22 protein-coding genes are annotated in these 26468 nt (G+C 63.4%); 10 read left to right on the top strand and 12 right to left on the bottom strand.

The features are described from left to right. Window positions 1-52: 52 nt before the first annotated feature. Genes NGR_RS06295 through NGR_RS06310 form a run of 4 tightly spaced genes read left to right on the top strand, consistent with a single transcriptional unit; the run spans window position 53 to window position 5096 of the window. A complete protein-coding gene (locus NGR_RS06295; protein WP_015887416.1) occupies window positions 53-916 on the top strand; it encodes a MurR/RpiR family transcriptional regulator in 864 nt (287 codons plus the stop codon). Between the two features lie 19 nt (window positions 917-935). Further along, complete coding sequence (locus NGR_RS06300; protein WP_015887417.1) at window positions 936-1712, top strand: SDR family oxidoreductase; 777 nt, start codon at window positions 936-938, stop codon at window positions 1710-1712. A gap of 22 nt (window positions 1713-1734) precedes the next feature. Further along, window positions 1735-3654 (top strand): beta-N-acetylhexosaminidase, encoded by a 1920-nt coding sequence (locus tag NGR_RS06305; protein WP_015887418.1) that lies wholly within the window; start codon window positions 1735-1737, stop codon window positions 3652-3654. Between the two features lie 8 nt (window positions 3655-3662). Then, entirely contained in the window at window positions 3663-5096 is a 1434-nt protein-coding gene (locus tag NGR_RS06310; RefSeq protein ID WP_015887419.1) for a M81 family metallopeptidase, read from the top strand. Window positions 5097-5196: 100 nt separating this feature from the next. On the opposite strand, the gene hutU is transcribed toward NGR_RS06310, so the two are convergent. From hutU to phnC, 11 genes are all read right to left on the bottom strand, one after another. After that, a complete protein-coding gene (hutU, locus tag NGR_RS06315; RefSeq protein ID WP_164924087.1) occupies window positions 5197-6870 on the bottom strand; it encodes a urocanate hydratase in 1674 nt (557 codons plus the stop codon). 97 nt (window positions 6871-6967) lie between these two features. After that, window positions 6968-7789 carry an N-formylglutamate deformylase gene (gene hutG / locus NGR_RS06320; protein ID WP_015887421.1) on the bottom strand — a complete coding sequence of 274 codons (822 nt, stop codon included), beginning with the start codon at window positions 7787-7789 and terminating at the stop codon, window positions 6968-6970. A gap of 1 nt (window position 7790) precedes the next feature. Beyond that, complete coding sequence (gene hutH / locus NGR_RS06325; protein ID WP_015887422.1) at window positions 7791-9326, bottom strand: histidine ammonia-lyase; 1536 nt, start codon at window positions 9324-9326, stop codon at window positions 7791-7793. Next, the gene (gene hutI / locus NGR_RS06330) at window positions 9323-10564 is read right to left on the bottom strand and encodes an imidazolonepropionase (RefSeq protein WP_015887423.1); all 1242 of its coding nucleotides are present in this window, start codon (window positions 10562-10564) and stop codon (window positions 9323-9325) included. The genes hutH and hutI overlap by 4 nt, the downstream gene beginning before the upstream one ends. 279 nt (window positions 10565-10843) lie before the next feature. Continuing rightward, window positions 10844-11431 carry a phosphonate metabolism protein/1,5-bisphosphokinase (PRPP-forming) PhnN gene (gene phnN / locus NGR_RS06335; RefSeq protein ID WP_015887424.1) on the bottom strand — a complete coding sequence of 196 codons (588 nt, stop codon included), beginning with the start codon at window positions 11429-11431 and terminating at the stop codon, window positions 10844-10846. Then, window positions 11428-12567 (bottom strand): alpha-D-ribose 1-methylphosphonate 5-triphosphate diphosphatase, encoded by a 1140-nt coding sequence (locus NGR_RS06340; protein ID WP_015887425.1) that lies wholly within the window; start codon window positions 12565-12567, stop codon window positions 11428-11430. The genes phnN and NGR_RS06340 overlap by 4 nt, the downstream gene beginning before the upstream one ends. 1 nt (window position 12568) lies before the next feature. Next, complete coding sequence (locus NGR_RS06345) at window positions 12569-13276, bottom strand: DUF1045 domain-containing protein (RefSeq protein ID WP_015887426.1); 708 nt, start codon at window positions 13274-13276, stop codon at window positions 12569-12571. 119 nt (window positions 13277-13395) lie between these two features. Further along, on the bottom strand, window positions 13396-14910 hold the full coding sequence (gene phnE, locus NGR_RS06350; protein WP_015887427.1) for a phosphonate ABC transporter, permease protein PhnE: 1515 nt from the start codon (window positions 14908-14910) through the stop codon (window positions 13396-13398). Between the two features lie 9 nt (window positions 14911-14919). After that, window positions 14920-15882 (bottom strand): phosphonate ABC transporter, permease protein PhnE, encoded by a 963-nt coding sequence (gene phnE / locus NGR_RS06355; RefSeq protein WP_015887428.1) that lies wholly within the window; start codon window positions 15880-15882, stop codon window positions 14920-14922. A gap of 216 nt (window positions 15883-16098) precedes the next feature. Then, window positions 16099-17004, bottom strand: a complete 906-nt coding sequence (phnD, locus tag NGR_RS06360; RefSeq protein ID WP_015887429.1) for a phosphonate ABC transporter substrate-binding protein — start codon at window positions 17002-17004, stop codon at window positions 16099-16101. A gap of 86 nt (window positions 17005-17090) precedes the next feature. Further along, window positions 17091-17933: a phosphonate ABC transporter ATP-binding protein gene (gene phnC, locus NGR_RS06365; protein ID WP_015887430.1), complete on the bottom strand. Its 843-nt coding sequence runs from the start codon at window positions 17931-17933 to the stop codon at window positions 17091-17093. A 379-nt stretch (window positions 17934-18312) separates the two neighbouring features. Between phnC and NGR_RS06370 the strand changes: the two genes are divergently transcribed. Continuing rightward, on the top strand, window positions 18313-19500 hold the full coding sequence (locus tag NGR_RS06370; RefSeq protein ID WP_015887431.1) for an acyl-CoA dehydrogenase: 1188 nt from the start codon (window positions 18313-18315) through the stop codon (window positions 19498-19500). Window positions 19501-19511: 11 nt separating this feature from the next. Beyond that, window positions 19512-20699, top strand: coding sequence for a CaiB/BaiF CoA transferase family protein (locus NGR_RS06375; protein WP_015887432.1), 1188 nt, complete (start codon window positions 19512-19514; stop codon window positions 20697-20699). Window positions 20700-20827: 128 nt separating this feature from the next. Here NGR_RS06375 and NGR_RS06380 read toward each other — a convergent pair whose 3' ends face one another. Beyond that, complete coding sequence (locus NGR_RS06380) at window positions 20828-22261, bottom strand: hypothetical protein (protein WP_015887433.1); 1434 nt, start codon at window positions 22259-22261, stop codon at window positions 20828-20830. Between the two features lie 450 nt (window positions 22262-22711). Here NGR_RS06380 and NGR_RS06385 point away from each other — a divergent pair, with 450 nt between their 5' ends. The 4 genes from NGR_RS06385 (at window position 22712) to NGR_RS06400 (ending at window position 25846) form a co-directional block, all read left to right on the top strand. Beyond that, window positions 22712-22852 carry a hypothetical protein gene (locus NGR_RS06385; protein ID WP_164923927.1) on the top strand — a complete coding sequence of 47 codons (141 nt, stop codon included), beginning with the start codon at window positions 22712-22714 and terminating at the stop codon, window positions 22850-22852. 30 nt (window positions 22853-22882) lie between these two features. Further along, a complete protein-coding gene (locus NGR_RS06390; RefSeq protein ID WP_164923929.1) occupies window positions 22883-23257 on the top strand; it encodes a hypothetical protein in 375 nt (124 codons plus the stop codon). Between the two features lie 177 nt (window positions 23258-23434). After that, window positions 23435-24496 carry an NAD-dependent epimerase/dehydratase family protein gene (locus NGR_RS06395; RefSeq protein WP_015887434.1) on the top strand — a complete coding sequence of 354 codons (1062 nt, stop codon included), beginning with the start codon at window positions 23435-23437 and terminating at the stop codon, window positions 24494-24496. 48 nt (window positions 24497-24544) lie between these two features. After that, window positions 24545-25846, top strand: a complete 1302-nt coding sequence (locus NGR_RS06400; protein WP_015887435.1) for a DUF4910 domain-containing protein — start codon at window positions 24545-24547, stop codon at window positions 25844-25846. The last annotated feature ends 622 nt before the right edge of the window (window positions 25847-26468 follow it).

Below are 26468 nucleotides of genomic sequence, written 5' to 3' on the forward strand. Positions count from 1 at the left end.
GTATTTCGCCCGCATCCCGCGTCTCGATGAGGTTTAAGGAGGGGCGGTCCGAATGGATATTTTCGCAACCTTGCAGCACGAGAAGGAGCGGCTGTCGCAGTCGGAGAACCGCATCGCCGACATTCTGCTCAACGACTTCGAGTTCGCCGTCAACGCATCGATCATCGAGCTTGCCGGCAAGGCCGATGTCTCGCCGCCGACGGTGACGCGCTTCTGCCGGCGGCTGGGTTGCGACAGCTTTTCCGATTTCAAGGTGCAACTGGCCCGCACGGCTTACGTCGGCATGCGCTACCTGAAGCCGGAGCCGAAAAGCCAGGAGCCCGGCGACGTCGCGCAGGACATCATCACCAAGGCGCAGAACGCGCTGTTCCTGCTGCATCGTTCGCTCGATCTAGCAGCGATCGAGCAGGCCGCCGACCGGCTGGCCGGAGCGGAAATGATCTACGCCTTCGGTTCGGGCGGCAATTCCTCGATGATCGCCGGCGAATTGCAGAACCGGCTCTTCCGTCTCGGCCTGCGCATCACCGCGAGCTCCGACCACAGCATGCAATTGATGCTGGCGGCCGCGGCCAGGCAGAGCGACGCGATCATCGGCTCGTCCTTTTCGGGACGCAATGCCGAACTTGTGCGCGCCTTCACGCTCGCCCGCGATGCCAAGGTGCCGACCATAGCGCTGACCCAGACCGGCAGTCCGGTGGCGCGGGCCGCCGACATCAGCGTTCCGGTTGACCTGCCGGAAGGCAACAACATCTACCGCCCGACGTCCACGCGTATCGCCTATGTGGCGCTGGTCGATATCCTCGCCAGCCTGGTGGCCTACCGCGTCCAGCCGCAGGCCACGGCGACGCTCCGGCGCATCAAGCAGCAACTGGTGGCGCACAGGGATGGCGATGATCGCCAGCTTCTCGGAGACTGATGTGGCTGAGGAACACCGCATGCCGAAATCCGTAGCGATCGTCACCGGCGCGGCCGGCGACATCGGCCGCGCCATCGCCCGACGGCTGGCGGACGGCCACGACGTCGTCCTCCTCGCCGATATCGACGGCGATTCAGCAGGCGAGGTGGCGCGTGATCTCGGTGGGGAAGCGCGTTTCCTGGCCGTCGCCTGCGACGTCACGGATGCTGCGAGCGTGACGGCCATGTCGGAGAAGGCGGCGTCGCAAGGCGTCGTCCATACGCTCGTCAACAATGCCGGTGCGGCGCGGGCCGTCAGCCTGCAAGAGACGACGCAGGACATCTGGCGGATGGACAATGCGCTCAATCTCGAAGCCGCATTTCTCTGCTTCCGGGCGGTCGAGGAGATGCTGAAGGAGAGCAGGGGCTCAGTCGTCAATATCGCCTCGGTGAACGGCATCAGCGTCTTCGGCCACCCGGCCTACAGCGCGGCCAAGGCCGGCCTCCTGCATCTGACGCGTCTGATCGCGGTCGAGTACGGCAAGTTCGGCATCCGCTCGAACGCCGTTGCGCCCGGTACGGTCCGCACCCGGGCCTGGGAGGCGCGCGCTGCCGCCAACCCGCAAGTCTTCGAGGAAGCAAAGCGCTGGTATCCGCTTCAGCGCATCGTCGATCCTGATGACGTCGCCAATGCCGTCTACTTCCTGGCCGGGCCGCAGGCGAGCGCCATATCGGGGGTCTGCCTGCCGGTCGATTGCGGCCTCACCGCCGGCCAGACCGAACTCGCCCGCACCTTCTCTCAGTCCAGCCACTATTGAACAACCCCATTGGAGGATGCTCATGCAGCCGGTCTCTTATCGCCTCGAATCTGCCTGGCAGCCGGACGGCGGCCCCAACGGAGGCTTCACCTTCAGCCTCTTCAACTTGTCCGGCAGGCCGCTCGGCGGCTTCCGCCTCGTCTATACCTCGCTCACCCGCGTCGTCGATCCAGCCGCCTGCGAGAACGCCGTCTTCCTGCGCCGCAACGCCAACTTTCATGAATTCTCGCCGCCCGAGGGGCTGACCCTTCAGGCGGGAGAGAACTGGACCTTCACCGTCAGCGGCCTGCACCGGCAGGCGAAGCACTGCACCGACGGGGCGAAGTCGGCCTATGTGACGCTATCCGACGGCAGCCATGTGCCGGTGGCGGTGTCCGATCTTCGGCTCGAAGGAGCGACAAGCGAACCGCCGCCGCCACGCCTGCCCGAAGGCCGGCTCGACCTACCCTTCGCGTTGCAGCCCTGGCCGGCCGAGGTCGACGCGGTGCCCGGAGAAGACTTCCCGGTGCTCCTCTATCCGGCAGCGGGAAGCAGCGCGAAGGAGATCGGCGCGGTTTCCGATGTGCTGGCGCTGTTTCACCGACTGTTTCCCGCTGGCCACGCTCCCCTCAGCCTTGCGCCCTCCGGCCAAGCGCTGCCGATCTTCTTTGTGAGGAACGGCGAACTCGGTGGAGAAGCCTACAGGCTTGCCTTCTCCGGTCGCGACATCCGGCTCGAATATGGCGCCGCCGCCGGACGGCAATATGGCCTGACGACGCTCGCGCAACTCCTCGACGGGGCGCGCAACCATCCAGGCAAATTCCGCTTTCCCGCGTCGGGCACGATATCCGATCGGCCCCGTTACGGCTGGCGCGGCTGCCATCTCGATGTTTCGCGGCAATTCTATCCGACTGCCGACGTGCTGCGGCTGATCGACATTCTGGCCTGGTTCAAGCTCAACATCTTCCATTGGCATCTGTCGGATGACGAAGCCTGGCGGCTGGAGATCAAGGCCTATCCGACGCTGACGACGCTCGGCGTTCTGCGCGGGCCCGACGAGCCGCTGCTGCCGCAGCTCGGCAACGGCGCCGAACCCGCCGGCGGCTTCTACAGCCAGGAGGACGTCAAGGCCATCGTCGCGCGGGCGGCGTCGCTCAGTGTCGAGGTCGTGCCCGAGATCGATATTCCCGGCCATAGCACCGCGGCCCTTGTCGCGCTTCCCGAGCTTGCCGATGGTCAGGAGGCGCCGGAGAGCTATCATTCGGTGCAGGGCTATCCCAACAACGCCCTCAATCCGGCCGTGCCGCTCACCTACGAATTCCTCGAAAAGGTGTTCGACGAGATGGTCGAGCTGTTCACGAGCCGATATATCCACATTGGCGGCGACGAGGTGGCGAACGGCTCGTGGCTGGCTTCACCGCTGGCGCGCCGCCTGATGGAAGAGGAGGGCATCTCCGGGACCTTCGCCCTGCAATCCTATTTCCTGAAAAAGGTGAAGCGGATGCTGACGGCGCGCGGTCGCAAGTTGGTCGGCTGGAACGAGGTTGCTCATGGCGGCGGCGTCGGAACCGAGGACACGCTGCTGATGGCCTGGGAGAACCCCAAGGTCGGGATCGAGCTGGCCCGCGAGGGCTATGACGTCGTGATGACGCCCGGCCAGGCCTATTACCTCGACATGGCCCAGGCGGAGGCCTGGCAGGAACCCGGTGCAAGCTGGGCCGGTACGGCAACACCGGCGCACACCTATGGCTATGAAGCGGAGGGCGAATTCCCGGAAGAGCTGAAGAACCGCATGAAGGGTGTCCAGGCCTGCATCTGGTCGGAACACTTCCTGTCACGCAGCTATTTCAACCGGCTCGTCTTCCCGCGTTTGGCGGCGATCGCCGAGGCGGCCTGGACGCCGAAGGCTGAAAAGGACTGGCTGCGCTTTGCTGCGATCGCGCCTCTGAGCCCGACGCTGTGAGGTTGAGCATGCGGATCGCCGTCGCGGGAATTCATACGGAATGCAGTACCTATTCGCCGGTGTTGATGTCGGTCGAGGATTTCCGGGTCTTGAGGGGCGAGGCGCTGCTGCAGGCGGATTACTTCAGTTTCCTCGATGCGGATGGTGTGGAGCACGTTCCGCTTCTGCATGCCCGTGCCGTCCCCGGCGGCCCGGTTTCGCAGCCGGCCTATGAGGCCTTCAAGACGGAATTCCTCGAAGGGCTGAAGGCGGCCCGGCCGGTCGATGGCCTCTATCTCGCCATGCATGGCGCCATCAAGGTCGACGGCATGGACGATGCGGAGGGCGATTGGATTTCCGCCGCCCGTGCCGTCGTCGGGCCTGATTGCCCGGTTGCGGTCAGCTATGACCTGCACGGCAATGTCAGCCAGCGGATCATCGACCAGATCGACATCTTCGCAGCCTATCGCACGGCGCCGCATATCGATACGTGCGAAACCATGTTGCGGGCCTGGACAATGCTGGTGGAGGCGCTGCGAAGCGGCACGCGGCCCGGCGTCGCCTGGGCGCCGGTACCGGTGCTGCTGCCCGGCGAACGGACCTCGACGGAGGATGAACCCGCCCGGAGCTTGTATGGACGGCTACCGGACCTGGATGCGCGGCATGGCATTCTCGATGCCAACCTGATGGTCGGTTACGTCTGGGCCGACGAGCCGCGGGCCACCGCCTGCGCGGTCGTGACCGGATCGGACCAGGCAGCCGCCTCGAAGGCGGCGGAGGAAATCGCCGCAAGCTACTGGGATGCCCGGAAAAACTTCCGCTTCGGTCCGGTAACCGGCACCCTCGACGCAATGCTCGATATTGCCGCAGGCGCGGCGACAAAGCCGCTCATTCTGGCGGACTCCGGCGACAACCCGACCGGTGGGGGCGTCGGCGACCGCGCCGACGTCTTGAAGGCGCTTTTGGCACGTGGTTGGAAGGACGCGCTCATCGCCGGCATTGCCGATCGCCCGGCGGTAGAGGCGTGTTTTGCGGCTGGCGAGGCCGGGACGCTACCGCTGCGGATCGGCGGTAGTCTCGATTCCACGAGTCCTTCCGCCGAGGTGACGGCAAAAGTCGTCAGGCTCGATGATCCCGGTTCCCTTGCGGAACGCCAGGCGGTGGTCGAGGTGGACGGCATCACGGTCGTGCTTTCGACGCGGCGGCGCCCCTATCATAATATCGAGGATCTCCGCCGCCTCGGGCTCGACCCGCAGTCGTCCCGCCTGCTGGTCGTCAAGTCCGGTTACCTCTCACCCGAACTCGCGCCGATCGCCAATCCCAATCTGATGGCGCTCACTGAGGGTGTCGTCAATCAAGACATAGAGAAGCTTACGAGCGAGCGGCGTCAGCGGCCAATCTTCCCCTTCGATCGCAATTTCGAATTCACGCCAAAGGCGCGTCTCTCCGCCCGCTGGACTTAGGCCGTGTGACCAAGGCAGCGGTTCGCAGGCCGGCCAGGGGGGTTGAGCGACAGCATCCGCGTCTGGCGGATACCGTCGCCCTTGGCCGTTCGCTTTCGCGTCAATTGCCAAGAATGCCCGGCAGGCGCAGGCCCTTGTCCTTGGCGCAATCGACAGCGATGTCGTAGCCCGCATCGGCATGACGCATGACGCCGGTCGCCGGATCGTTCCAGAGCACCCGCTCGACGCGGCGGGCGGCATCTTCCGACCCGTCACAGCAGATGACGACGCCCGAATGCTGCGAAAAGCCCATACCGACGCCGCCGCCATGGTGCAGAGATACCCAGGTGGCACCGGATGCGGTGTTCAGCAGGGCGTTCAGGAGCGGCCAGTCGGACACGGCATCGGAGCCATCCTTCATCGCTTCGGTCTCGCGGTTCGGCGAGGCGACGGAGCCGGAGTCGAGGTGGTCGCGGCCGATGACCACCGGCGCGCTGAGTTCGCCGGTTCTGACCATTTCGTTGAAGGCGAGGCCGAGGCGGTGGCGATCACCAAGGCCCACCCAGCAGATGCGCGCCGGCAGGCCCTGGAAGGCGATGCGCTCGGCAGCCATGTCCAGCCAGTTGTGCAGATGCTTGTTGTCGGGCAGCAGTTCCTTCACCTTGGCGTCGGTCTTGCGGATATCCTCCGGATCGCCCGACAGCGCCGCCCAGCGGAACGGGCCAATGCCGCGGCAGAACAGCGGACGGATATAGGCCGGCACGAAGCCCGGGAAGGCGAAGGCGTTTTCGAGACCTTCTTCCTTGGCCATCTGGCGGATGTTGTTGCCGTAGTCGAAGGTCGGGATGCCCATGTCCTGGAAGGCGATCATCGCTTCGACATGCTCGCGCATCGAGGCGCGGGCGGCCTTTTCGACGGCCTTCGGGTCGGTTTCGCGCTTTTGCTTCCACTCGGCCATGGTCCAGCCCTTCGGCAGATAGCCGTTGATCGGGTCATGCGCCGAGGTCTGGTCCGTCACCATGCCCGGGCGGATGCCGCGCCGGACCATTTCCGGCAGGATCTCTGCCGTGTTGCCGAGCAGGCCGACGGATTTCGCCTCGCCGGCGGCCGTCCAGCGGTTGATCATCTCCATGGCTTCGTCAAGCGTCTCGGCCTTCGCGTCGACGTAGCGTGTGCGCAGGCGGAAATCGATCGAGTCCGGGTTGCATTCGACCGCCAGGCAGCAGGCGCCGGCCATGACTGCGGCGAGCGGCTGGGCGCCGCCCATGCCGCCGAGGCCGCCGGTCAGCACCCACCTGCCCTTGAGGTCGCCGTTATAGTGCTGGCGGCCGGCTTCGACGAAGGTCTCGTAGGTGCCCTGCACGATACCCTGGCTGCCGATATAGATCCACGAACCGGCGGTCATTTGGCCGTACATGGCGAGACCCTTCCTATCCAGTTCGTTGAAATGATCCCAGGTCGCCCAATGCGGCACGAGGTTGGAATTGGCGATCAGCACGCGGGGCGCATCCTTATGGGTGCGGAAGACACCAACCGGCTTGCCCGACTGGACGAGCAGCGTCTCGTCCTCGTTGAGATCCTTCAGCGTCGCGACGATCCGGTCGAAATCCGCCCAGGTGCGGGCGGCCCGGCCGATGCCGCCATAGACGACGAGCTCGTGCGGGTTCTCGGCGACCTCCGGGTCGAGATTGTTCATCAGCATCCGGAGCGGCGCTTCGGTCAGCCAGCTCCTGGCGCTGATCTCGGTTCCGCGCGGGCTGCGGATTTCGCGGATGTTGTGGCGCGGATTGGTCATGTTCATGCCTCACTCCCTGTCATTTGACGTCTCGGCGGATGCTGGAACCTTTGCTGAGGTGTCAGCCCAGCATTCCGCCATAAGACATTGTGATTATTCAATTCTGCAAGTTCTGGCCAAACTTGTTGAGGTCGAGTGCGATTGTTTCGATATCCTGCAGCATCCGCCGGAGATGGCGGCGAAGGCCCTCGGCTTTGGCTGCGTCCAGTGCGAATGGGGGCGCTTCCGACGCCAGATGGGTCGACTGCGCCAGTTCCATCTGGATCGCGTGAACGCCGGCTTCAGGCTTTCCATAGTGCCGGGTCGTCCAGCCGCCTTTGAAGCGGCCATTCAGGACATGGGTGTAACGCTCTGCTTTCGCGGCGGTTTCCACGGCTGCGGCCTCGATCGCTGGGGCGCAGGTCTTGCCCATATCCGTACCGATATTGAAGTCCGGCAGCTTGCCCTCGAAGAGGAAAGGTATGTGCGAGCGGATCGAGTGGCAGTCATAGAGAACCGCCACGCCATGGATCGCCTTGACGCGGGCGATCTCGGCGGCAAGCGCGGCATGATAAGGAGCGTGAAAATCGCGCAGCCTCGCGGCGATATCCGCATCCGTCGGGCCTTGGCCCTCCTGCCAGATCGGCACGCCGTCGAAATCGGTTTCCGGCACAAGCCCGGTCGTGTTCTGACCCGGGTAGAGGCTGATGCCTTCAGGGTCACGATTGGCATCGATGACATAGCGATGGAAGGTGGCGCGCACGGTTGTCGCGTCCGGCAGCAGGCCTTCGTAGAGGTCGTGGATGTGCCAATCCGTATCGGCCAGGATGCGGCCGTTGTCGTTCAACCGCTGCCAGATCGGTGGCGGTACCTCCGTGCCCGTGTGGGGAAAGCCGAGGATCACCGGCGAGGTGCCTTGCCGGACTTCGAAGACGGCCATGTCAAGCCTCCAGTCGCGGCAGGATGCCGTCGGCGACGGTGGCCGCCAGCCGGCCGGAGGCGACGAGGTCGCCTGCAGCCTTGAGGTCGTCGGCCATATAGCGGTCTTCCTCGACCGTCGGGGAAACGGCACGCACCGCGGCGGCGGCCTTTTGAAGTTCCGGGCTGGTCGCAAGCGGCGCCCGGAACTCGATACCCTGGACGGCGGCCAAGGCTTCGATGCCGATGATCGAGAACAGGTTGTCGGTCATCTGCAACAGGCGGCGCGCGCCGTGGCAGGCCATCGATACGTGGTCTTCCTGGTTGGCCGAGGTCGGCGTCGAATCGACGGAGGCCGGATGCGAGAGTTGCTTGTTCTCCGACATCAGTGCAGCGGAGGTGACCTCGGCGATCATCAGGCCCGAATTGAGGCCCGGCTTCCTGGCGAGAAAGGCCGGCAGGCCGTAGCTCAAGGCCGGGTCGACGAGGAGGGCGATGCGCCGCTGGGAGATGGCGCCGATTTCGCAGATGGCCAGGGCGATCTGGTCGGCGGCGAACGCCACCGGCTCGGCATGGAAATTGCCGCCGGAAACGACGGAATTGTCGGAGAGCACGAGCGGGTTGTCGGTGACGGCATTGGCCTCGATCGTGAGCGTCGCGGCGACCGAACGCAAGAGATCGAGGCAGGCGCCGTCGACCTGCGGCTGGCAGCGGATGCAATAGGGATCCTGCACGCGCTCGTCGCCCTCGAGGTGGCTCTGGCGGATCACCGATCCCTCAAGCAGTCGCCGAAGGGCTGCCGCCGTGTCGATCTGGCCGCGATGGCCGCGCAGCATATGGATATCGGGGTGGAAGGGCGCGGACGATCCCATGGCGGCATCGGTCGACAGCGCGCCGGTGATGAGCGCTCCTTGAGCGGCACGATGGGCGCGGAACAGGCCCGCGAGCGCCAATGCCGTCGACACCTGGGTGCCGTTGATCAGCGCCAGGCCTTCCTTGGCGGCGAGCGTCACCGGGGCAAGCCCGACCGCCTTCAAGGCGGCAGCGCCCTTCATGCGTTCGCCGGCGACGAAGGCTTCGCCATGCCCCATCATCACCGCTGCCATATGGGCGAGCGGTGCAAGATCGCCCGAGGCGCCGACTGAACCCTTTTCCGGGATCAGCGGAATGACGCCCTTTTCGAGCATCCCCTCGATCAGACGGACGAGTTCGAGCCGGACGCCGGAGGCGCCGCGCCCGAGCGAGACGAGCTTCAGCGCCATGATGAGACGCACGATGTTTTCGGGCAGAGGCTGGCCGACGCCGCAGCAATGCGAGAGGATCAGATTGCGCTGCAGGGTCGCCACATCGGCGCTGTCGATCTTGATCGAGGCAAGCTTGCCGAAGCCGGTGTTGATGCCATAGACGGGCGCGTTGCCGGCGACGATTTCGGCGATGCGCGCTGCGGCCTTCTCGATGCCGGCATCGAAGGCGCGGTCGAGGCGGGCCGGCTCGCCGGTCCAGTAGATCGTCTCCAGGTCCTTGAGCGGCACGGAACCGGGTTTCAGAACAATGGTCATCGGGCAATCCTTTCAACCTTGAAGATCCGCTCGGAGAGGGGGTTGAAGCCGATGCGGTAGATCAGTTCCGCCGGCGTCTCGATGTTCCAGAGGGCAAGGTCGGCGGATTTACCCGCTTCGATCGTGCCGGTCTCATCGAGTATGCCCAGCGCGCGGGCAGCCTCACGCGTGACGCCGGCGAGGCATTCCTCGAGCGTCAGGCGGAAGAGCGTTGCCGACATATTCATCGTGAGCAGCAGGGAGGTCAGCGGCGACGTGCCCGGGTTGCAATCGGTGGCGATGGCGATGCGTGTGCCGGCGGTGCGCAGAACTTCGATCGGCGGCAATTGCGTTTCGCGCAGCGTGTAGAACGCCCCGGGCAGCAGGACGGCGACAGTCCCGGACTTCGCCATGGCGGCGGCGCCATCGGCATCGAGATATTCGAGATGATCGGCCGAAAGCGCCCCATAGGAGGCGGCAAGCTTGGCGCCGCCGAGATTGGAAAGCTGTTCGGCATGAAGCTTGACCGGCAGGCCAAGTGCCTTGGCTTTGTCGAAGACACGCGTGATCTCGGCAGGCGAAAAGGCGATCCCCTCGCAGAACCCATCGACGGCGTCGACCAGTCCTTCGGCATGCGCCTGGACCAGACCGGGAAGAACGACGTCGCCGAGGTAGTCGGCATTGCGGCCCTTGTATTCCGGTGGCGTGGCGTGGGCGGCGAGATAGCTGGTAACGATGCGCACCGGGCGAAGGCGCTCCAACTGGCGGGCGGCGCGGAGCATCTTCAGTTCCGCATCGATGTTGAGGCCGTAGCCCGATTTGATCTCGACAGTCGAGACGCCTTCCATGAGCAGCGCGTCGAGCCGCGGAAGGGCGGCAGCCACCAGTTCCTCGACCGATAGCGCATTGGTTGCCTTCACGGTCGAGACGATGCCGCCGCCGGCGCGGGCAATCTCTTCGTAAGTTGCGCCTTCGAGCCGCAGCTGAAATTCGCGGGCGCGATTGCCGCCATGGACGAGATGGGTGTGGCAGTCGATCAGCGCCGGGGTCATCCAGCGTCCGTCGCAATCGATCACCTGGTCGGCCGAAGAAAGCTCGGATGGCAGATCGCCTTCGGCGCCGGCGTAGACGATCCGGTCACCGCAGACAGCAACGGCTCCTTTTTCGACGATGCCGAGCGGGCCCAGATCCTCGCGGAGCGTTGCGAGGCGCACATTGCGCCAGAGACTGCTGCGTTCCATGTCGGCGTTTCGGTTCATCTGATCTCCGCCCCTTCTGTTGCGATAATGTATATACATAATAAAGCGGACGGCAAGGGAAAAATTCTTTGCTCACGTGCAAAGAGGTAACGCGAGCTGCGGACGGGGCGAGCGGCCAGGACGAAAAAGCCCCGGACCATTGATCCGGGGCTTGGGCGGAAACGACCAGTTGTCGCCGGAGCGGATGCGCTCTTATGCGTTTGCGCTACCGATCTAACTCTTTGCTTTGCCGCATTTATACGACGTCAGCTGGTTCCACCTGACTGCAAAATGCCCTTATCAGGCGGGGTGGTGCGACTTGGCGCAATGCTGTTCGACGAGCGCAACGAAACGCTGCCCGGCGATCTCAAGCCGGCCGCTGTTGTCGATCACCGTCACGTCCGGCCCGGCGACGACGTCGGGGACCTGCCGCTTCAGCCGGCGCAGCACGTCTTCCTCGTTTTCGCGCCCACGTTGGGCGAGGCGCTTCGCCAAGACCGAGGCGTCGGCGGTGACGAGGGCGACGGCGACCTTGCCGAAGGCGGCGCGAATGGCGGGAAGGGCGGCGCGGCTGCCGTTGACGATCGCCGTCATGCCGCTCTCGATCTTGTCGGCGATGTCGCGCGGAATGCCATAGCTCAAGCCGTGCGCCTGCCAGGAAACCGCGAAGGCGCCGCCTTCCTGCATTGCCTCGAATTCGGCGGCGGAGACGCTTTCGTGCACTTCGCTGCCGGCATCAGAGGGGCGGGTGATGACCCGCCGGACGAAGAGAATATCGGGCCGCTGCGCGAAGTGGCGGGCGGCAAAACCCATGACACTATCCTTGCCGGCGCCGCTCGGGCCGACGACGACGATGAGCGTCCCGCCGTGCCTTTCCTCCGCCATCATGCGACACGCCGTCCTTCGCGCCAGACGGAGCGAACAACCGGAATGCCTTCTGGCCGACGGACGCGAACGATATCGGCGCGCAGCCCGACGACGATCCGGCCGCGGTCGCTAAGACCGACGGTGCGTGCCGGTGTCGCGGTCACCAAGGCTATCGCGCTCGGCAGGTCGATGCTTTCGACTTCATCCGCGAGGATGAAGGGCGCATGGATCAGGCTGAACGGTACGTAGTCCGAAGAAAGCACATCGAGCACGCCGCGCTCCGCGAGTTCGCGGGCGGCGATGTTTCCGGAGTGCGATTTGCCGCGCACGACGTTCGGTGCTCCCATCAGGACGCTGAGGCCCGCCCGGTGCGAGGCTTCCGCCGCTTCGAAACTCGTCGGAAACTCGGCGAGCCGGACGCCATAGCCGATCGACTCCTCGACATGCGCAAGGGTCGCGTCGTCGTGGCTGGCTATGGTGATGCCGCGTGCGGCGCAGGCCTGGGCAAGCGCAGTGCGATGTGGTGCCGCGAAACGGGCCGACAGGGCCTGCTGGCGCTCGCAGAAAGCCGCGAAAGCCTCGTCCGTGAGGCCGCGCTTGGTTTTGTAGTAGAGCGTATATTGCTCCATCGTCTGGAACTGGCGCTGGCCGGGCGCGTGGTCCATCAGCGAGACGAGGCGCACCTGCGGGTCGTCGCGAAAATCCTCGTAGTGCTCGAGGACGTCGTTCGTCGAGACCTCGCAGCGCAGGTGGATGAGGTGGTCGGCGCGCAGCCGCCCTTCGTCCTTCGCCTGCGCCAAGGCATCGGCCATGCTGCGCATTTCGCCCTTCGGGAAGCCGCTCTCCTCGTCCGAGCCGAGACGCAGGCAGTCGAAGACGGTCGTGATGCCTGACGTGACCACCTGGGCGTCGTGGGCCTGGATCGCGGCGATCTTCAGCCAGCGCACGCCCGGGCGTGGCGAGTAGTGCGCTTCCAGGTGATCGGTATGCAGTTCGATCAGGCCGGGCAGCAGGTAGTCGCCTTCGAAATCCTCGCCAACTCGACTCGCGCCTTCCGAAATGTCGGCAATCCTTCCGTCGCGGATCAGCACAGACCCGTCGATGATATCGTCTTCGAGGACGATGCGGGCATTGGAAAGAACCTGTTCGCTGCTCATGTCATGCAATCTTTCGTGCGGATGCGCTGCCGAGCGGCAGCAGGGAGTGAACGGTGAAGGGGGCGCCGCGCTGCGGCTCGACGAAAAGTGCGACTGTCGAGATGCTGAGCGGGCGGCCGATGAATGGGTCGAAGGCGACCTCGAGCGTTTCGCGCATGACGCTGCGTGTCTCCTCCGGCACGGGGCCGGTGAGCGTCAGATGAAACTGGAACTCTTCGAAGACATAGGGGTAGCCCCATGCCGCAAGGTAATCCCTCTGACGCCGCGTCAATTTATCCGGATTGCGGCGGGCCATGTCAGCTTGCGAAAGCGGCGCGCGGAGCGGTTCGAAGCGGCGAACGGCTTGCTCCGCCAGATTTTGCAGGGAGGCGGACGGTGCGCTCGGCACAAGCGCGAAAAACGGGCCGATCTGGTCGAGCGTGATCTCCGGTATCTCGAAGGGTTCGATTTCGGCCGCGAATTCGTCGAAGGCAGCGATCACGTCGGCCTCGCTTCGCCCGGGTACAAGTTCGAAGGGCGCTTTGAGCGTGCCATGGAAGCCGTAGCGGCGCGGTTCGGCCGTCAGAGCGGCCTGCCTATCAGGATCGAGCGCCGGGATTTCTGGCCGGGCCACGGCGCCGCCGGTGAAGGCGTCGCGCCCCAACCAACGGGCTGCGGCCAGCGACAGCCGGTGATCGGCCGGCGGCGCGAAGTAGATTGCATAGCGCACGAGTCTTCACTTTCCTTATCGACGCCTCGCCCGGAAGACGATTCGGCTATTGGCGGGATGCCAATGGGCAGCTATCCGATTTGCGTGACAACATCATGATCGCAGCCACGCAAATCGGGTCAATGCGCTTTGCCACCCATCAGCCGCAAGCGGCACGCGTTGGAGATGCTGTCGAAAACGAAGACAACCATCAAGATCAAAAGCACCATATAGGCAACATTTTCCCAATCCGAATTGGTTCGCATCGCCTCCCAGAGTTTGAGACCGATGCCGCCGGCGCCGACCGCACCGATGATCGTCGCCGAGCGGGTATTCGATTCCCAGAAATACAGCGCCTGGCTGGCAAAGACCGGGAGCACCTGGGGCAGCACGCCGAAGCGCTGCACGGCAATCGGCGCGGCGCCGACGGATTTGACCCCTTCGCGCTGCTTGTCGTCGATGTTTTCCAGGGCTTCCGAGTAGAGCTTGCCGAGCGTACTGGAGTCGGTGAGGAAGATCGCCGAGATGCCGGCGAGCGGCCCGGGGCCGAAGGCGCGCGTGAAGAACAGTGCCCAGATGAACATGTCGACCGACCGCAGGAAATCGAAGACGCGTTTGACGAGTTGATTGGTAACGCCGCTCGGCGTGATGTTGCGGGCGGCAAGGAAGCAGAGCGGGAAGGCGATGAAGGATGCAAAAAGCGTCCCGACAAAGGCCATGACGATCGTCTGCAGCAGCTTCGTCCAGACGTCGAGATGCTGCCATTCGGCGTTGTAGAGGATGTTGTCCCAGGCGAGCGACAGATTCGAGCGCGTCGGTTCGATCCGGTCGCCGGACAGGATCAGCGATGCCACCTCGCCATAGGACTTGCCGAAGTAGGGCGAATTCGTATCGAAGAGGAAGTTCGCCCAGCCGAAGAAGCGGTTGCGGATCGAGACCTCGTCGCCGGCAATCTCGGCCCAGCCAGTCAGGCCGAAGGAGAGTGTGATCTTCTCGCCCGGCCGCTTCTGCGTTGCCCAGCGCGGCAATGGCGTCTGCGGCGTCACCCTGTCCGCTCCGTCGACCTTCATCGTAAAGGTTTCACCGGCATGGGTCACGGTCACCAGCTTGTCGGCGACTTCAATGCGCGTCGCGCGATCGTAGGTCACGACCGCGCGCGTGACGACCTGTTCCGTGCGCGTCGTGGGAGCGGCCTGCCCGGTGGTGGCGCCAGCGCTGAGTGCCGCAGTCGGCGCCATGAAATTGAATGAGGAACTGGCCTTCGGTTTCTGTACCGGAGCGGCAGCGGCCGGAGCCTCGACGGTGCGCGTTATCTCTTGGCTGTCGAGTGTTACCCATTGCGGATTCGGATTTTTCCCGAGCGGCGAATTGCGCTGGTACGAAACGGCCATTGTCCCGTCGGGCGCGATCGCGATTTCGGGCCGGACTTCAAAGGAGACCCAGTCGGCGAGATAAGTGCCTGCGATACCCCAATTGGCGTTGGCGAGCACATGGCCAATCGAGAAGAACCACCAGCTGAATACGAGATAGAGAGCGACGCCGGTGCCGATCAGCACTGTCCTGCGCCGCCTTGCGGTGGAGGAATTGAGAAGATGCGGGTGGCGTGCCGCAATCGCTTCCATTTCGAGCACGCTGGGCTTGGTCGAGGCAGTCATGGCGCGCTCCTACTGGGCAAGCTCAAAGGCCTGATCGCCGACGAGGCGGCGGCGCAGCCAGGCGGAAAATTGGTCGACCGCGAAGATCGTGGCGAAGAGCAAGAGTACGATCGCCAGCGTCTTGGCCTCATGGCCCTGACCGATCGACAGGCGCAGAAGCTCGCCGATGCCGCCGCCGCCAACCGCGCCGATGATCGTCGAGGCACGCACGTTGATCTCGAGACGAAGCAGGAAATAGCTCACGAAATTGGGCATCACCTGCGGCACGATGCCGAACCAGACCCGCTCGGTCCAGTTGGCGCCCACGGCGCGCAGGCCCTCCTCCGGCTTCATGTCGGCATTTTCGACCACTTCGAAGAACAGTTTGCCGAGCGCGCCGATCGTGTGGATCGACACCGCCGCGATCGCAGGGATCGGCCCGAGCGAGAGGATCGCCAGGAAAAAACCGGCGATCACCACTTCCGGAAAGGCGCGCAGGATTTCCATCAGCCGGCGCACGATCCCCCTGATCCAGGGATTGGGCATGAGATTTCTGGCGGCAAGGAAGCACAGGCAGAAGCCGAAGAAGACACCGAGCACCGTCGAGAAGATGGCAATGTTCACCGTCTCCAGCATCTTGTGAACATATTCGGGAATATAAACGCCGTCGGTCAGATAGAGGCGCCCCTCCGGGTAGTTGTATTTGAAACTGCCGTCGTCATAGGGCGAGGGAAGATCGAGGAGCGCGCGCCCGATCTCCGTCGCATCGCGCGGCATCAGGTCGCCGACGAAGTCGAAGAAATGCGGCAGGCGGTCGACGAACTTTCCGGCATTGGAGTCGTTGGCGAACCAGAGGGATGCAAAGAGCGCCAGCGCGAGAATTGAGAGGCCGAACGTCGTGTAGAGCCGCCGCCGGCTGTTGAGCTCCTGCCAATGGCGCTCGATGAGCGCGCCGTTCTCGCTCAGTTGCCGGGAAAGCACGGAAGTGGCCATGGGGTCTCCGGCGGAAGCCGGCCTCTCTAGGTCACGATGATTCCAGGGCGGATCGACCTGAAATCATCGTGATCGATGCGAATAGGTTAGAGCGGGATGCGGGCGGAAAACCGCACACACTTTTCCTTATCCCACTCTGGGGTCGGCGCCTTTCGGCGCCCCGCAAACGAGGCGCTGGCCGCTTGGCAGCCAGCGCCAGGAGCATGGCTCGAACGATCAGCCGCCGATGGTTGCCTTGCGGGCGTCGATGATCGGCTTGTAGAAATCGCTGTTGACTTCGGTGAAGCCGCTGAAGTCACCGCCCTGGATGGCCGAGAAGCAGGCTGCGTCGGTCTTCGGCAGATCCATCATGAACTGCTTGAACTTCGCCTTCATGTCGTCGTTCAACGAGGTGCGTACGACAATCGGGCCGTTCGGGATCAGCGGCGAGCGCCACAGCTCGACGAGATCGTTCATGTCGAGGATGCCCTTGTCGACCATCTTGCGCAGGTTGCCGGACGTGTAGCCGTCCTTGAACTCGCCGACGCCCGAGCCGAAGGTCGTGCCGGCATCGAAAGTGCCCTTCAGGACTTCGAGGACGAGGTTTTCATGGCCGCCGCCGAAGCCGGTCTCGCCGAAATACTCCTTCACGGGCGCGCCGATACTTTCCGGCAGGGTCACCAGCGGCACGAGATAGCCGGAGGTGGAATCCGGATCGGCAAAGCCGAGCTTCTTGCCCTTCAGGTCTTCGAGCTTGGTGATGCCGGAGTCCTTGCGGGCCACCATGATCGAGTGGTAGCCGGTCGCGCCGTCGGTCTGGACCGTCGTCAGGATCGGCTCGACAGCGTCGGCCTTGGCGAGATAGATCTTGGCGTAGCCAGAGGCGCCGAGCTCGGCGTAGTCGAGCGTGCCGCCGAGCAGGCCCTGGATAACGCCGTCATAGTCGGCAGCCGGAAACAGCGAGACCTTCTCGACGCCGATGGCGGCCGGAAGCTGGTCGACCAGGCACTGGTAGTTGCGCAGGCGGTCGGCTTCGTTCTCTCCACCCATGATGCCAATGCGGAATTCCTTGAGGTCTTCGGCCTGGGCATGGCCGACGAGGGCGATGAGCGCAACGGCGCCCAGAAGAGCTTTTTTCAGCATGAGGTTCGTCTCCCGTTTTTCCGGCGGCGCCGGATCAGTTTCGATTTCAGGGATGCCCTTGACGCGGGCATTCGATCGCGGCGGCCTTAAAGGCCGGCCAGTGCCAGCGGCTTGAAGCCGGCCGATGCGGTCTCCTCGCGGGCGGCAGCCGCGGGAATGTTGATGCTCGTCGAGGTCATCGATTCCTCGATTGCCGCGCCGGCGCCGTAGATCTCGGCGACCGCGGCGGCGGTGAGTTCCTTCGGCTGGCCGTCGAAGACGACGCGGCCGTGCGCCATGCCGATGATCCGTTCGCAATAGTTGCGGGCCGTGTCGAGCGTATGCAGGTTGGTGACGACGGTGATGCCGTCGCGCGCGTTGATGTCGCGCAGCGCATCCATGACGATCTTGGCATTGAGCGGGTCGAGCGATGCGATCGGCTCGTCGGCAAGCAGCACCTTCGGCTGCTGCATCAGCGCCCGGGCAATGGCGACGCGCTGCTGCTGGCCGCCGGACAGCGTGCCGGCCGGCTGCAGCGCGGTCTGCTCGATGCCGAGGCGCTCGAGTGCGCCGATCGCCATGATCCGTTCTTCGCGGGTGAACAGGTTGAGGATGCTCGAGACCGTCGAGCGATGATTGAGCCGGCCGAGCAGGACATTGGTCAGCACGTCGAGGCGCGGCACCAGATTGAACTGCTGGAAGATCATCGCGCAATCGCGCTGCCAGTGCCGCAGCGCAGAACCCTTGAGCGAGGAGACCTCGATGCCGCCGAACTCAATCGAGCCGGAGGAGGGATCGACGAGACGGTTGATCATCCGCAGCAGCGTCGACTTGCCGGCCCCGGAGCGACCGATGACCCCAACCATCTGGCCCTGCGGTATGTCGAAAGTGACGGAATCGACGGCTCTCTTCTTGCCGAACTGGCGGGTTACGTTTCTCAACTGAAACATCGGCGGCAGGTCCTCTTCCGGAGAGTCCGGTGATCTTCGTGACCCTGCCATATCGGCGCTTCGTGAAGGCGCGATGTCAGTTTGTTGTCGGTTCTGTTACAGGTCACAGGCATAGCGCCTGGCTAGCGCGCGAGCGCAAATTAAACGGGTGACGGTGGTCGAGGCTGCTACTTTTCGGAAGCGGCAGATCGCTTCCCCCAGTGCTGCATGATGTCGTCCGCCATCCAATGACTCATGCAGCAGGTGCATGAGTCATTGTCCCAATTTCATTTGAAACCATCGACCCCGCTTGCGATAACGCCAGCAGACTGGGCGGGAGAAAGAGTCAACGGCTTTCCGCCGCATCACGCTCGTAATCAATATCCGACGGGAGAGAGACATGGCCGGCAAAAGTCAATTCCAGTGGGACGACCCGTTCCTCCTCGAGGATCAATTGACCGAAGACGAGCGGATGATCCGCGATACGGCGCGCGCCTATGCTGAGGAGCGGCTGCAGCCGCGGGTGATAGAGGCTTATCGTGAGGAAAAGACCGATCCGGCGATCTTCCGCGAGATGGGCGAACTCGGTCTGCTGGGCGTCACCGTGTCCGACACCTATGGCGGCGTCGGCGCCTCCTATGTCGCCTATGGGCTCGTCGCCCGCGAGGTCGAGCGGGTCGATTCCGGCTACCGCTCGATGATGAGCGTGCAGTCCTCGCTGGTGATCTACCCGATCTTCGCCTACGGCTCCGAAGAACAGAAGCAGAAATACCTGCCGAAGCTGATCAGCGGCGAATGGATCGGCTGTTTCGGCCTGACCGAGCCGGATGCCGGCTCCGATCCGGCTGGGATGAAGACCCGGGCGATCAAGACCGAGGACGGCTATCGGCTGATCGGTTCGAAGATGTGGATCTCCAATGCGCCGCTTGCCGATGTCTTCGTCGTCTGGGCGAAGTCGGAGGCGCATGGCAACGCCATTCGCGGCTTCGTGCTGGAAAAGGGGATGAAGGGTCTCTCGGCGCCGAAGATCGCCGGCAAGCTTTCGCTCCGGGCGTCGATCACCGGCGAGATCGTGCTCGACAATGTCGAAGTGGGCGAGGAAGCACTGCTGCCTGATGTCGAGGGCCTCAAGGGGCCATTCGGCTGCCTCAACCGCGCCCGTTACGGCATCTCCTGGGGCGCGCTCGGCGCGGCAGAATTCTGCTGGCACGCCGCGCGTCAATACGGCCTCGATCGCAAGCAGTTCAACCGGCCGCTCGCCCAGACCCAGCTCTTCCAGAAAAAGCTTGCCGACATGCAGACCGAAATCGCGCTCGGGCTGCAGGGGTCGCTCCGCGTCGGGCGGTTGATGGACGAGGGGCGAATGGCCCCGGAGATGATCTCTCTCGTCAAGCGCAACAATTGCGGCAAGGCGCTGGACATTGCCCGCATGGCCCGCGACATGCACGGTGGCAACGGCATTTCCGAGGAATATCAGGTGATGCGCCACATGCTGAATCTCGAGACCGTCAATACCTATGAGGGCACGCATGATGTCCATGCGCTGATCCTTGGCCGCGCCCAGACCGGGCTGCAGGCGTTTTTCTGAGCGGCGCGACGATGGAAACGCCGCTCAAGGGCATACGAGTCCTCGAACTCGCCCGCATCCTCGCCGGTCCCTGGATCGGCCAGACACTCGCCGACCTCGGCGCCGAGGTCATCAAGGTGGAGAGCCCGGCCGGGGACGATACCAGGACCTGGGGTCCGCCCTTCGTCGAAGGGGAAGGGGGCGAGAAGCTCGACGCCGCCTATTTCCACGCCTGCAACCGCGGCAAGCGCTCGGTCGTGCTCGACTTCACGACGGGGGAGGGGCAGGAGGCGGTGCGCCGGCTTGCGGCCCAGTCGGATGTTCTTCTAGAGAACTTCAAGGTCGGCGGGCTTTCGAAATACGGGCTCGACTATGCGAGCCTGAAGAAGATCAATCCGCGGCTGATCTATTGCTCGGTGACCGGCTTCGGCCAGGACGGACCCTACGCCCACCGGGCCGGCTACGATTACATCGTCCAGGGCATGAGCGGCATCATGGACCTGACCGGCGAACCGGACCGCGAGCCGCAGAAGATCGGCGTTGCCTTCGCCGACATCTTCACCGGCCTCTACGGCGTCATCGCCGTGCAGGCGGCGCTGGCCCAGCGCGAAAGGACTGGCGAGGGACAGCAGATCGACATGGCGCTGCTCGACTGCATGACGGGCGTGCTTGCCAACCAGGCCCTGAACTTCCTCGTCTCCGGCAAGGCGCCGCGGCGCCTCGGTAACGCCCATCCGAACATCGCGCCCTACCAAGTCTTTCCGACCTCGGATGGACACCTGATCGTTGCGGTCGGCAACGACCGGCAGTTCATAAAGTTCTGCGACCTGCTCGGCCGCCCGGATCTTGCTTCGGACGAGCGCTATCGGACCAATGCCGGCCGCGTTCAGCATCGCGATACGTTGACACCGGAGCTCGCTGCAGAGACCGCGAAGTTCGAGCGGGACGCTCTGCTCGCGAAGTTAGAGGCGGTCGGTGTGCCGGGCGGCCCGATCAATTCCGTCGCCGACGTCTTCGCGGACCCGCAGATCGTCCATCGGAAGATGCGGGTGGAGGCGCCGCACACCGGTGCCGCTGCCGGAAAGACGCCGGGAGTTCGCACGCCGATCCGCTTCTCCGGTGCCGCACTTGCGCTGGAGCGCGGCGTGCCGCGCCTTGGCGAGCATACGGAAGAAGTGCTGGCGGAGATTGGGATGGACGTGCCGAAAAAGGAGTCGTGAGATTGGTCCAGCCTCACCCTTGTGCTGGTCGCGAGTTATGGTGAGGCGCTCTGTACCCGTCTCATGCGTCGCGGCTTGCCTCTAATGTCACCGTCGCCCCTCCAAGGGATGGCAAATCTTCGCTGCCTTCAATGCTGAGCCTCGAACGCAGGTTGGCCAAGCGGCAAAGCGCGTGTGACGGTATATCTCTCGCTGCGAGCACGAGCCCTGCTCGCGGAGATGACTGCGAGCGCAATAAAGAACATCATGCCCGGGTCGGAACTCCCGCCGGTTAAAGAACCGCTGACAACGGAAGCCAGGACGGAAGCCCGTACACTCGACACGACTGCGTTTGTTTCGGGATCGACGTATCGTTTGAGGCTTCCCATGCCTCTGAACACCATGAACGAAAGCGTCGCCACCATAAGGCCGCCGACGAGGCCAAGCTGTGAAGCCACTGCGATCGGCCAACTCGACGCACGTGAACTGCCCAAGCCAACGCCGAGACCGCCCGTGTCAATGAAAGCCTGAAGACTTTTGATGTTCCAGTAAGCCCGCTCCTGACCGGAGGCAGATTGGGCTTTGTTGAGAACCATTGAATCTATCAGTTGAACGAACGGAGCAAAAAATTCGTCGTCATAAAGACTGATTGCCAGCACCGAGGCGCCGGCGACAGCAAGGAGCGCAATGATTAAAATCTCATCCTTGTCGGTGCGCCCAGATAGAAACGAGTGCAGGATGGAAAACGCAACGGGAATGCTCAATATGGTCAGGCCGACATAGGCAGTAGAAGAAGTGGAAAGGAGCAAAAGAACCAACAACAGAGCGGACAGCGCTTGAGCCAGCCGCGACTTGGTCTTGCGCCAGTAAACATAACAGAATGCAAGGCAAGCGAGTGATATGCCGCCGAAGGCCGATGCCTCCGAATTGGCGCCCGTAATGCGCCAAAATCCAGCTTCAACGGTCTCCGTGAGCATAGCATAGCTGGCTGTCCGGATAGGCCAGAGGATGTCGCCGGCGCCTGCGAGCTTGCCAATTAAATCGAGCAACCCCATCCCAGCGTGAAGACCACACCAGAGAAAAAACCCGCGCCGAACCGCATCTATCCTGTCTTCGTGGAGAAGCAGGACGCACAGGGCGATGGCGGTGAGGCCACCCAGAACAAAATATCCGGTTTGCGTGATATTCCCCGACACCGGCGCGAGCGAAGCCTCCACGATACCACGGCGCATCGTGGACTGGACGAAGACACTCGTCTGTCCGGCGAATAGGCGCGGGAATAACCATGCTCCGGCCACGGCATAGATCAACAGGCCACAGAGAATCCAGAGCGGTCGAATTTTGCCGAACACATCTCCAAGGTCCTGCCAAATCCACCGCCTAGTGGCGACAGCCGTCACCAGAAGAGCGGCGAAGAGTGTGTAGATCAGTGGCGACGACCCTCCAACCGAGCTAAGCGTCATAAATGCTGTTGCACCGAAAGCCAGTGAGGCAATGACACCGATGATCAAGGGGGCCCGCCAATAGTATCCGATCAGCAAAATTCCCGCACAGACTATCAGGCCGACGAACGAAACCTGCATGGACCGTTGTTTCCTATTCTGCGGCGCGACTAGAATAGAAACGCATCACCAGAGCGCGAGCCCCCGCGGATGCGCGAGCGGCCGAGGAGATGCGCGAAGCCCTACGCGGCCTAGTCGCTAACGTCGAATATCTCTCGCAAGTTTGCCTGACGACATCCTCTTGCAAATCCATCGTTATCGGCAAGCACGCCAAAGGAAGTAGCGAGTAGAACCTGGGGTACATGGCGTTCATCCCAGCCAAGCCTCGCGCACTGGCTGCGCCTGCAACCGGCTAGCGGTTTCCACCGACCGACTGGAACACCTGATGCGGAAGACGATGACTAGTGGTGAAGCCGCTCGCGCGGCAATGGCGCCTTTGGCGGGCGTCGTGCACGGAGCCAAACGCCGTACAATTGAGGATGAGGAGTGTCTGACGATCGGTCTTCTCGATCCTCAGACAGGAGGGATATCATGGAGAACGCTGGTTTCGACACCAGACGTGTCTCGTTGTATCCCGATCTCGCCTTCAAGCTGCCTTTCCCGCAAACCGATGCCCCGCAACCTTCCGGCCAGTTCGCCACCGGAGTCGGCGTGATGAAAAACCGCGGCTAGTACGGATCCGAGAAGCGCGGGCAGGCTGCTTTGAAGCCATGTCTCGAAGATGGCGAGTGCGGCACTCGCCTCCTGGCCAGCAGCTACAGAGTCCGCCTGCTCACCGGCGACAAGGATGACACCCTGCCGTGGAGGCTGTCCTGGCGGTTCTTGGCGTGGGCGACCCGCTTCCACAATGTGATCGCGGCCCTGATGGCGGGAACCCCCCTGATTTCCCTGATCTATACCGCCAAAAATCATCTGTTGTTGGGAAAGATGGGCTTGGGCAGCTGCTGTCACCATGTCGACAGCTTCGATGTGGGGTTCCTGATCGAGCAGTTCTCGAGATTGGCAGAAAACCTGGAAGAACATTCCGGCACCATCCGCTGCCGCGTCGAGAAATTCAAGAAACCTGGATCTCCATGACGACTTCCTACTTTCGACGGTTCTCCGAAGGGATTAGGGGCCACACGCCCGAAAGCGCTAGCGCATGGCAAAGGCTTCGTCCAACGGGGCATCCTGATCGCCGATTGGCGTTCTCGCCCAACCCTTCCGGCCCAAGTAGCCTCTGCAAGATCAAATCCGCTTGACAAGAGGTGCGCGATGAAAGTTCTGGTGACGGGCCACAAAGGCTATATCGGCTCAGTGATGGTGCCGATGCTGCTCCAAGCCGGGCATTCAGTGACCGGCTACGACAGCGACCTCTACCGCCGCTGCAGTTTCGATGCGGGAGGCGACCAGGCTTCCGTCCCTTGCATCCACAAGGACGTCAGGGATGTGCAGCCGCGGGACCTCGAGGGCTTCGATGCCATCATCCACCTGGCCGCACTTTCTAATGATCCGCTGTCCGACCTCGATCCCGACGTCACCTACGAGATAAACCACAAGGGAAGCGTCCGCCTCGCGAAGGCTGCGAAGGAGGCAGGCGTTTCGCGCTTCCTGCTCGCGTCGTCTTGCAGCAATTACGGTCAGGCGGGCGACGAGATAGTCGCAGAAACGGGCGAGTTGAACCCCGTGACGGCCTATGGCTGGTCCAAGGTGCTTTCGGAAAGGGACATTTCCGAGCTGGCTGACAGCAGCTTCTCCCCCGTCTACTTCCGGCCCGCTACAGCCTACGGCCTGTCGCCGCGACTGCGGTTCGACATCGTTTTGAACAACCTCGTCGCCTGGGCTGTCACCAAGGGGGTAATCCTCCTGAAGTCGGACGGGACGCCGTGGCGGCCGATAGTCCACATCGAGGACATTTCCAGGGCCTTCATCGCCGGGTTGGAAGCGCCGCGGGACGCCGTTCACAACGAAGCCTTCAACGTCGGGCGAACGGACCACAACTACAGGATCCGCGAAATCGCCGAGATCGTCGCCGAAGTCGTGCCGGGCTGCCGGCTCGAATTCGCGTCCGACGCCGGGCCGGACAAACGCTCCTACCGCGTCAGCTTTGACAAGATCGCACTCGCGCTTCCTGCCTTCAAGCCGCAATGGGATGCCCGCAAGGGTGCCGAGCAGCTCTACGACGCCTACAGGAAGTCGAACGTGACGCTCGAGGAGTTCGAGGGACCGCGATTCCAGCGCATCAGCCACATCAGGCATCTCCTCGCCAACGGGCTCCTGGACGAGCGGATGAGGGTTGTCGAACCTGCGCGACCTCTGGTAGCCTCAGCGGAGTGACCCGCTGTGGAGCACCTTAAGCCGGACGGCCTTGAGCAGACTCCTCCCATGGGTGTCGGCGACGAAATCTTTGAATTGGCCGCGCGGCTGTTTCCGATCTGCAGGAGCATTACGGGAGACGGTGTGCGCCAAACGCTGGATATCCTGTCCGATCACGTTGCGCTCGAGCGGCACGAGGTGCCCTCGGGAACCCAAGTGTTCGACTGGACCGTCCCGCAGGAATGGAACATCCGGTCGGCCAGCATCACGGGACCCGACGGGCACGCGGTCGTTGATTTTGCCGACTGCAACCTGCACGTCGTCAACTACAGCCTACCCTTCAAGGGAATCCTGCCGCTCAACGAGTTGAAGCTGCACATCCACACCCTGCCCGGTCAGCCGGATGTGGTCCCCTACCGCACCTCCTATTACGCCCCGACATGGGGTTTCTGCATGTCCTGCGACAGGGCGTCCGAATTACCTGATGGGCTCTACCAGGTAGAGATCGACTCCGATCTCAAGGACGGCAACCTGAGCTACGGCGAATACCTGCACCGCGGACAGACGGAGCGGGAATTCCTTCTGTCGGCGCACATCTGCCACCCCTCGCTGGCCAACGACAACTGTTCGGGCCTCGCCCTGCTGGCAATACTTGCGAGGCACATAGCGGCCAGGGAAACACGATACAGCTACCGCTTCCTGTTCGCTCCGGGCACGATCGGCGCGATCACGTGGCTGGCCCGCAACGAGGACCGGACGCATCTCATCGACCATGGCCTCGTGCTCTCCTGCGTAGGGGACGCGGGAAGTCCGTCATACAAGCGCAGCCGCCGCGGCGACGCCTTCATCGACCGCGCCATGGCGCACGTACTTGGGCATGAAGCCGGAGCGAAATTGTTGGATTTCTCGCCCTACGGCTATGACGAACGGCAATATTGCTCGCCGGGCTTCAACCTGCCGGTCGGCATGTTCCAGCGGAGCGTCCACGGCACCTTTCCCGAATACCATACGTCGGCCGACAATCTCGACTTCATCAGTCACGAGCACCTAGCGGACTCCTTCCGCATCCTGACGGACGTGATCGATGTCGTCGAAGGGGACTGGACGCCTCTGAACCTCTTCCCGAAATGCGAACCGCAACTCGGCAGGCGAGGGCTTTACGCCGCCCTCGGGGGCCAGAAGTCTCAGGAGGTGACCTCCATGTCGCTGCTATGGGTTCTGAACCTTGCCGACGGGAAGCATTCGCTGCTGTCGATCGCACAGCGCTCGGGTCTCCCGTTCAGACAAGTCGCCGCTGCCGCTGCCATCTTGTCGGATCATGGCCTCCTGGGGGAGACATCCAGTCCTTTGATGCCCTCGTCGGCACGATGAGTGTCTGATGCGCGCGTAGCCCCAACCGCGCCAGGGGCCGACCTGCACAGCCTTCATGGATGGTCGCCATCCGAGCCGGCCGGGGCCATCGGCTCGATAAACCGCGATCGAGCGTTCTACGTCTCAATCGGGTGCGAAGCGGACGGTTTGGTGGACGCCGAAGGCAAAGGGCTTCGAAGTTCTACCGCTCAGTTTGAACGGACCTTCGCATGGCTCGGCAGATGCTGAGGGCTGACGACCGGGCGCTTCGCGCCGGCCGGTTGGGTCAAGAACGCGGCCCAGCCTTCCCATCGCGTCGGCTACCTCGAACGGCAACCACCGCTAAGCAACCGGCGGTTGAAGGAAGTTGCTCCGACGGCGGGGATGCTGGCGATTGCCGGGGAGGTGATGATACCGATGCTACCTCGGGCTGGAGTGCGTGGCCCCTGTGTTGTCAGTGCCGCCTGTTCTGCCTCGGATTCAGCAGAAACACGTCTGACCCGGCCGAGGGGAGTGCGCCCTCCCGGGCCGGATGAGCCAGATCCCGATCTTTGTGCTGGACGATATGGCCTTGGCCCTTGTTGCTGCAGAAGCCGCCAAACCATCACAAAGTTTCGGCTATGGACGCGGCTTCCAAGCCGGG

The organism is Sinorhizobium fredii NGR234, assembly GCF_000018545.1.
Lineage (GTDB): Bacteria > Pseudomonadota > Alphaproteobacteria > Rhizobiales > Rhizobiaceae > Sinorhizobium > Sinorhizobium fredii_A.